Origin of the sequence: Oerskovia sp. NPDC056781 (genome assembly GCF_042789955.1) — a bacterium.
In the GTDB taxonomy this organism is placed as follows: domain Bacteria; phylum Actinomycetota; class Actinomycetes; order Actinomycetales; family Cellulomonadaceae; genus Oerskovia; species Oerskovia rustica.
Map to the genome: position 1 here is coordinate 1 of NZ_JBHUAD010000208.1, position 7,210 is coordinate 7,210.

At 70.8% G+C, this 7,210-nt stretch carries 4 protein-coding genes; 3 read left to right on the forward strand and 1 reads right to left on the reverse strand.

The genetic code is table 11. From position 1 onward, the window contains the following. Positions 1–37: 37 nt before the first annotated feature. Complete coding sequence (valS, locus tag ACFRCR_RS15165; RefSeq protein ID WP_377678675.1) at positions 38–2,773, reverse strand: valine--tRNA ligase; 2,736 nt, start codon at positions 2,771–2,773, stop codon at positions 38–40. A 213-nt stretch (positions 2,774–2,986) separates the two neighbouring features. Here valS and ACFRCR_RS15170 point away from each other — a divergent pair, with 213 nt between their 5' ends. The 3 genes from ACFRCR_RS15170 (at position 2,987) to ACFRCR_RS15180 (ending at position 6,980) form a co-directional block, all read left to right on the forward strand. Then, positions 2,987–4,915 carry a DUF4914 family protein gene (locus ACFRCR_RS15170; RefSeq protein WP_377678677.1) on the forward strand — a complete coding sequence of 643 codons (1,929 nt, stop codon included), beginning with the start codon at positions 2,987–2,989 and terminating at the stop codon, positions 4,913–4,915. A 113-nt stretch (positions 4,916–5,028) separates the two neighbouring features. After that, positions 5,029–6,027 (forward strand): TIGR03557 family F420-dependent LLM class oxidoreductase, encoded by a 999-nt coding sequence (locus tag ACFRCR_RS15175; protein ID WP_377678678.1) that lies wholly within the window; start codon positions 5,029–5,031, stop codon positions 6,025–6,027. Between the two features lie 5 nt (positions 6,028–6,032). Then, on the forward strand, positions 6,033–6,980 hold the full coding sequence (locus tag ACFRCR_RS15180) for a coenzyme F420-0:L-glutamate ligase (RefSeq protein ID WP_377678679.1): 948 nt from the start codon (positions 6,033–6,035) through the stop codon (positions 6,978–6,980). The last annotated feature ends 230 nt before the right edge of the window (positions 6,981–7,210 follow it).

Sequence of the window (7,210 nt, forward strand, 5' to 3'; positions counted from 1 at the left end):
CACGTGCGGTCGGGGCCCTGCGCCGTTCGTGAGGGCGTCAGCCGCGGTTGCGGACCTCGGGCTCACCGAGCTCGGACTGCACGACGACGATGCCACCCTGGACGGCCGGGTCGCCCTGGCCGTCGGTCGCCTCGACCAGGTCGAGCGAGCCGGTCACGCGGCCCGCGCCGCGGACGTCCTCCGCCGCGGCGCGCACGCCCTCGATCGAGGCGGCGGGAACGGCCAGCGTCACCGCGAGGATCGGGGTGCGCATCGACACCTTGGCCTCGGACTTGACCTTGCGCAGCGCGGCCAGCGCGTGACCCGCAGCGGTCAGGACCGCAGGGTCGGCGTCGCCGGCGCCCGTGCGCAGACCGGTCGACGTGGGCCACGGTGCACGGTGCACCGAACCCGTGCGCCACCACGACCACACCTCTTCGGTCGCGAACGGCAGGTACGGCGCGAACAGCCGCAGCATCGTGTCGAGGGCCAGGGCGAGCGCGACGCGAGCCGACTGCGTCGCGGACGTGACGTCGTCGGGTCCGGCACCAGCGCCGTAGGCGCGGTCCTTGACGAGCTCGAGGTAGTCGTCGCAGAACGCCCAGAAGAAGGTCTCCGAGAGCTCCAGGGCGCGCGTGTGGTCGTAGGTCTCGAGCGCCTCGGTCGCGCGGTCCACGCCGTCGGCGAGGCCCGCGAGCATCGCGCGGTCGATCGTCTCGGTCACCAGAGCGGGGTCGAGCGTGATCTCGCTGCCGCCGAACGACAGCGCGAACTTGGACGCGTTGAGGACCTTGATCGCGAGGCGGCGGCCGATCTTCATCTGGCCGACCTCGAACGCCGCGTCGGTACCCAGTCGCGCCGAGGCCGCCCAGTAGCGGACCGCGTCCGAGCCGTGCTCCTCGAGCAGGCCCATGGGCGTGACGACGTTGCCCTTCGACTTGGACATCTTCTTGCGGTCGGGGTCCAGGATCCAGCCCGAGATCGCGGCGTTGGTCCAGGGCAGCGACCCGTGCTCGAGGTGCGAGCGGACCACCGTGGAGAAGAGCCAGGTGCGGATGATGTCCTGGCCCTGGGGGCGCAGGTCCATGGGGAAGACGCGCTCGAACAGGTCGGGGTCGGACTCCCAGCCGCCCGCGATCTGCGGGGTCAGCGACGAGGTGGCCCAGGTGTCCATGACGTCGGGCTCGCCCACGAAACCGCCCGGGACGCCGCGCTGGTCGGCCGTGTAGCCCGCCGGGACGTCGGAGGACGGGTCGATCGGCAGGAGCGCCTCGTCGGGAACGATGGGGTGCTCGTAGTCGGTCTCGCCCGACTCCAGGACGGGGTACCACAGGGGGATCGCGACGCCGAAGAAGCGCTGGCGCGAGACGAGCCAGTCGCCGTTGAGGCCCCCGACCCAGTTCTCGTAGCGCACCTGCATGAACTCGGGGTGGAAGTCGAGCTCCTTGCCGCGCGCGAGCAGCTCCTCGCGCAGCGCCACGTCCCGACCGCCGTTACGGATGTACCACTGGCGCGAGGTCACGATCTCGAGGGGCTTGTCGCCCTTCTCGAAGAAGTTCGCCTTGCGCTGGGTCGCGACGGGCTCGCCGTCCAGGTCGCCGGCCTCGCGCAGCGCGTCGACCACGGCCGTGCGCGCCGAGAACGTCGTCTTGCCCGCGATCTCCTCGAACAGGGCGACGGACCGCTCCGAGGTGAGCCAGGCGGGGGTCTCGCGCGTGATGCGTCCGTCACGGTTGATGATCGAGCGCGTCGGGAGCTGGAGCTCGCGCCACCACTGAACGTCGGTCAGGTCGCCGAACGTGCAGCACATCGCGATGCCCGCGCCCTTGTCCGTCTGCGCGGCGGGGTGCGCCAGGACGGGCACCTCGACGTCGAACAGGGGAGAGGTGACCGTGGTGCCGAACAGGCCCTGGTAGCGCTCGTCGTCGGGGTGCGCGACGAGGGCCACGCAGGCCGCGAGCAGCTCGGGGCGCGTCGTCTCGATGTAGACCTTCTCGCCGCCGGGCGCGTGGAACGCGACCTTGTGGAAGTGGCCGGGGTAGTCGCGCGCCTCGAGCTCGGCCTGCGCGACGGCCGTCTGGAACGTGACGTCCCACAGGCCCGGAGCCTCGGACTGGTATGCCTCGCCGCGCGAGAGGTTCCGCAGGAACGCCTTCTGCGCGACGACGCGGGCCGGGACGCCGATGGTCTGGTAGTGGTGCGACCAGTCGACCGACAGGCCCAGGCGGCGCCACAGCTCCTCGAACTGGACCTCGTCCTCGGCCGTCAGGCGCTCGCACAGCTCGACGAAGTTGCGTCGCGAGACGGGCTGCTGGTCGGCGGCCTTGACGCTCTTGCCCTCGGCACCCTGGAGCGGCGGCTCGTAGCCCTCGACGTACGGCAGCGACGGGTCGCAGCGCACGCCGTAGTAGTTCTGCACGCGGCGCTCGGTCGGCAGGCCGTTGTCGTCCCAGCCCATGGGGTAGAAGACCTCGCGCCCGCGCATGCGCTGGAAGCGTGCGACGACGTCGGTGTGCGTGTAGGAGAACACGTGACCCACGTGCAGCGAGCCCGAGACCGTGGGCGGCGGGGTGTCGATCGAGTAGACCTGCTCGCGCGTCTTCGTGCGGTCGAACGAGTAGGTGCCCTGCTCGGTCCAGGCGGCGTCGAACTTGGTCTCGAGGCCGTCGAGGCTCACCTTGTCCGGTACCTCGCCGACCACGGCGCGGACTACCTCGGTGCCCTCGGCGGGGGCGGGTGCGGCGGCGGTCTGGGTGGCGGGTGCGGGCGTGGTGCCCTCGGCGGGTGAGCTCATGGACGACATTCTCCCAGAATCTCGGAGGCTCCTGTGAAACGGCCGGCCCCCGGACGGAGCCGGGGTGCCCGAGTTTTCCCGAATGAAACAAAGGTCAAAGGTCCCTGGTTGACATGGTCATCGGCTCGTAACCTTCAAGCAAAGGCGGGGGCGTACGTGGACGCGCCCCATCATCTCGACGCCTTTCGTTCGAGGTCCGACCCAGGAGTTGCAATGACATTGATCGACAGCGTGGCCGTGCACGGAACCGGAACCATCCCCGCCGGCATGGTCCTTCCCCCCGCTGTCCAGGCCGTCCTGGATGCCTGCGCGAACGTCATCGTCCCGTCCTCCCGCGACGAGCTCTACCGGCTCGCGCTCGGTCCCGAGGGCGGGCCGCGGTTCACCGTCGAGTACGACGTGTTCGGCACGCCGGTGCCCGAGGCCGAGGTGGTGCGGTGCAAGAACGGCATCGCCGTGAACTACCCCGAGGACTACATGCGTCGCCGCGACCCCGACTGCATGCGCATCGCCGACGACCTGCCCACCGACAAGCCGCGCTACCGGGACGTGTTCGGGGCCGAGTTCACCGACGTCAAGGCAGAGACGCTCGAATGGCTCGCGGGGCAGGACCTCGTCGTCGTGCCCTTCAAGGCAGGCGGCCTCACGCACGGCTACCCCTCGCTCGCGATCTGCCCCGTCAACTCCGCGTTCTTCGCGCTGACGCTCGTGGACCTGCAGGGCTGGGTCACGTTCGAGGAGATCGGTCCGTTCGAGCCGCGCTCGATCCTGTACGTCGCGCCGCCCTTCCGCCACACGCACTTCGACGGCCGCCAGGTCGTGGTCCACGACCGCTCCGAGACGCTGCACGAGGTCTTCGCGTACAACCTCTACCCGGGTCCCAGCGCCAAGAAGGGCGTCTTCTCCGTCCTGCTCGACGTCGGGGAGCAGGAGGGGTGGGTCACCGCGCACGCGTCCTCGGTCCGCGTCACGACCCCGTACGAGAACGAGACCGTGATCATGCACGAGGGAGCGTCGGGCGGTGGCAAGTCCGAGATGTGCCAGGAGATCCGTCGCCAGGAGGACGGGCGCATCCTGCTCGGCACCAACGTCGTGACCGACGAGCCCTACGTCATCAACCTGGGCGAGACGAGCGCGCTGGACCCGGTGACCGACGACATGACCCTGTGCCACGTCGACCTGCAGACCGGCGACGGGCGCCTCGTCGTCGCCGACGCCGAGGACGGGTGGTTCGTCCGCGTCGACAACCTCACGGGCTACGGCCAGGACGCGCACCTCGAACGGGCCTGCATCCACCCCGACCAGCCGCTCGTCTTCTTCAACATCGACGGCGTGCCCGACGCGACCGTGCTGCCCTGGGAGCACACGCTCGACTCGACCGGCAAGCGCTGCCCCAACCCGCGCGTGGTCGTGCCCCGTCACCTCCTGACCGACGTCACGGGTGCGGAGGAGGTCGACGTGCGGACCTTCGGCGCCCGGATGCCGGCCTGCACCCGCGACAACCCGACCTACGGGATCATGGGCATGATGCACATCGTGCCGCCGTCGCTCGCGTGGATCTGGCGGCTCATCGCCCCGCGCGGGGACAAGAACCCGTCGATCGGCGAGTCCAAGACCGCGACCGACAAGCTGGCCCACGGCGGCATGGTCGCCGAGGGCGTCGGGTCGTACTGGCCCTTCTCGACCGGCACCAAGGTCGCGGCGGCGAACCTGCTGCTGCGCCAGCTCGTCGACATGGACCGCACGCGCTACGTGCTCACGCCCAACCAGCACATCGGCGCCTACAAGGTCGACTTCGCGGCCGAGTGGCTCACCCGCGAGTACCTCGCCCGTCGCGGCGGCGGCAAGCTGCGGGCCGAAGAGCTGACCCCCTCGCGCTGCCCCCTGTTCGGCTACACGCTCCAGGAGATGAAGATCGACGGACAGCTCGTCCGGCCGACCTTCCTCAAGCCCGAGATGCAGTCGCAGGTGGGCGTCGAGGCGTACGACGCGGGCGCGAAGATCATCACCGACTTCTTCAAGAGCGAGCTCCAGCAGTTCCTCACCGACGACCTGGACCCGCTGGGACGCCAGATCATCGAGGTCTGCCTGCGCGACGGCTCGGTCGAGGAGTACGCGGCGCTGACCCCGCTGTTCACGTGACCCGCCCCCGCTGAGCGCATGGGCGGCTGCCCGGCCCTCGGGCCGGGCACCCGCCCACGAGCAGGTACCCGATACCGGGCGATCGCGAGGGGCACCCGTACTAAGGTCGGTCCATGGACTTGACGATCGGCTACGCCGCCATGCTCGAGCAGTTCCACCCGACCGAGGTCATCGCCCTCTCCGAGTACGCCGAGAGCAAGGGGTTCTCGGGCGTCATGGCCGCGGACCACTTCCAGCCCTGGGTCCCCGCACAGGGGCACTCGGCGTTCGTGTGGAACGTCCTGTCCGCCCTCGGCGAGCGCACGCGCGGCGACCTGGGACCCGGTGTCACGGCGCCCACGTTCCGCTGGCACCCCGCGATGGTCGCGCAGGCCTCGGCGACGCTCGCCGCGATGTACCCGGGACGTCACTGGCTCGGCCTGGGCTCGGGCGAGGCCCTCAACGAGCACGTCACGGCGCAGTACTGGCCGGAGGCTCCCGAGCGCATCAACCGCATGTTCGAGGCCATCGACATCATCAAGAAGCTCTTCGCCGCGTCGCTCGCGGGCAAGGACACCAAGCACTCTGGGCAGTTCTACAAGCACGAGTCCACGCGGCTGTGGACCATGCCCGAGGTCGCCCCCGAGATCCTCGTCGCCACGGCCGGACCGGTCACCGCGAAGCGCGCGGGCAAGCACGCCGACGGCCTCATCACCGTCGGCGCTCCGCTCGAGAAGATCTCGATGCTGTTCGGCAAGTTCGACGACGGCGTCCGCGAGTCCGGTCGCGACCCCCAGACGATGCCCAAGGTCCTCCAGCTCCACATGTCATGGGCCGAGACCGACGAGCAGGCGCTCACGAACGCCATGACGGAGTGGCCCAACGGCGGCATGAAGTTCCCCAAGGCCGACATCCGCTCGCCGTTCGACTTCGAGCAGATGGCCAAGCTCGTGCGCCCCGAGGACTTCGAGGGACGGCTCGTCATCTCGTCCGACCCCGACGTGCACCGCGCCTACATCCAGAAGTTCGTCGACCTCGGCTTCGACCGCATCTACCTGCACAACGTGGGCCGCAACCAGCGCGAGTGGATCGACACGTTCTCGCGCGACGTCCTGCCGAAGCTCGTCCGGTGACGGACATGCCCACCGCCCGGCCCGACGACGCCGCCCTGCCCGGTGCGGCGGCGTCGCCCGGGGCGCGCCACGCCGAGGGTGACGAGACCCGCTTCACGGTCGTGGCGCCGTCGGGCATCGGCGAGGTCTCGCCCGGGGACGACCTCGCGCGCATCGTCGGGGACGCGCTCGACCGTGAGGGCGGGCTGCGCGACGGGGACGTCGTGGTCGTGACGAGCAAGGTCGTGTCCAAGGCAGAGGGGCGCGTCGTCGCGGCGGCCGACCGCGAGCAGGCCATCACCGACGAGACCGTGCGCGTCGTCGCGACGCGTCCGTACCCCGGGGGCGTGCTGCGCATCGTCGAGAACCGGCTCGGGCTCGTCATGGCCGCCGCGGGCGTCGACGCCTCGAACACCCCCGAGGGCACCGTGCTGCTGCTGCCCCTCGACCCCGACGCCTCGGCGCGCGCGCTGCGGGCGGCGCTCGCGGAACGTTTCGGGGTGCGCGCCGGGGTCGTCGTGTCCGACACCGCCGGGCGGGCGTGGCGCGAAGGACTCACGGACCTCGCGATCGGCGTCGCCGGGGTGGTCGCGCTCGACGACCTGCGCGGCGGCGTCGACTCCCACGGGCGAGAGCTGTCCGTGACCGTGACGGCCGTGGCGGACCAGATCGCGGCGGCGTCCGAGCTCGTGCGCGGCAAGGCCTCGGGACGACCCGTGGCCGTGGTGCGCGGCCTCGGACGGTTCGTGACCGACGAGGACGGTCCAGGGGCGCGGGTGCTCGTGCGGGCCTCGGAGACCGACATGTTCCGGGAAGGATCCGCGGAGGCGTACGCGCGGGGAGTGACCGCGGGGCAGGTGGCCGGTCGGGCGGCGATCGAACGGGTCGCCCACGAGGGCGGGTACGCCGACGGGTACCGCGAGGGATTCGCCGAGGGTTTCCGGGAGGGGACGGGCAACCCGGTGCAGGGCTGATCCTTCGGCGGGGCGGTGGGTGTCGAGAACGGCGTCGAGGTCGTTGTGGCGCGGTTGACGACCTGAAGGTCGTGGTCGAGTGCGGGAAAGTCGTGGTCGGTGGAGCAGGCGGTCCGGGCCGTGCCCTGAGCAGGTGAGACTGGGCTGGGGCGCTGGCTCACGCCGTCGACGCGGCGGATGTCGACACGTGGTGGCGTCGAGCGTGCAGTTCGGGTGGTCAGGGTGGGGGC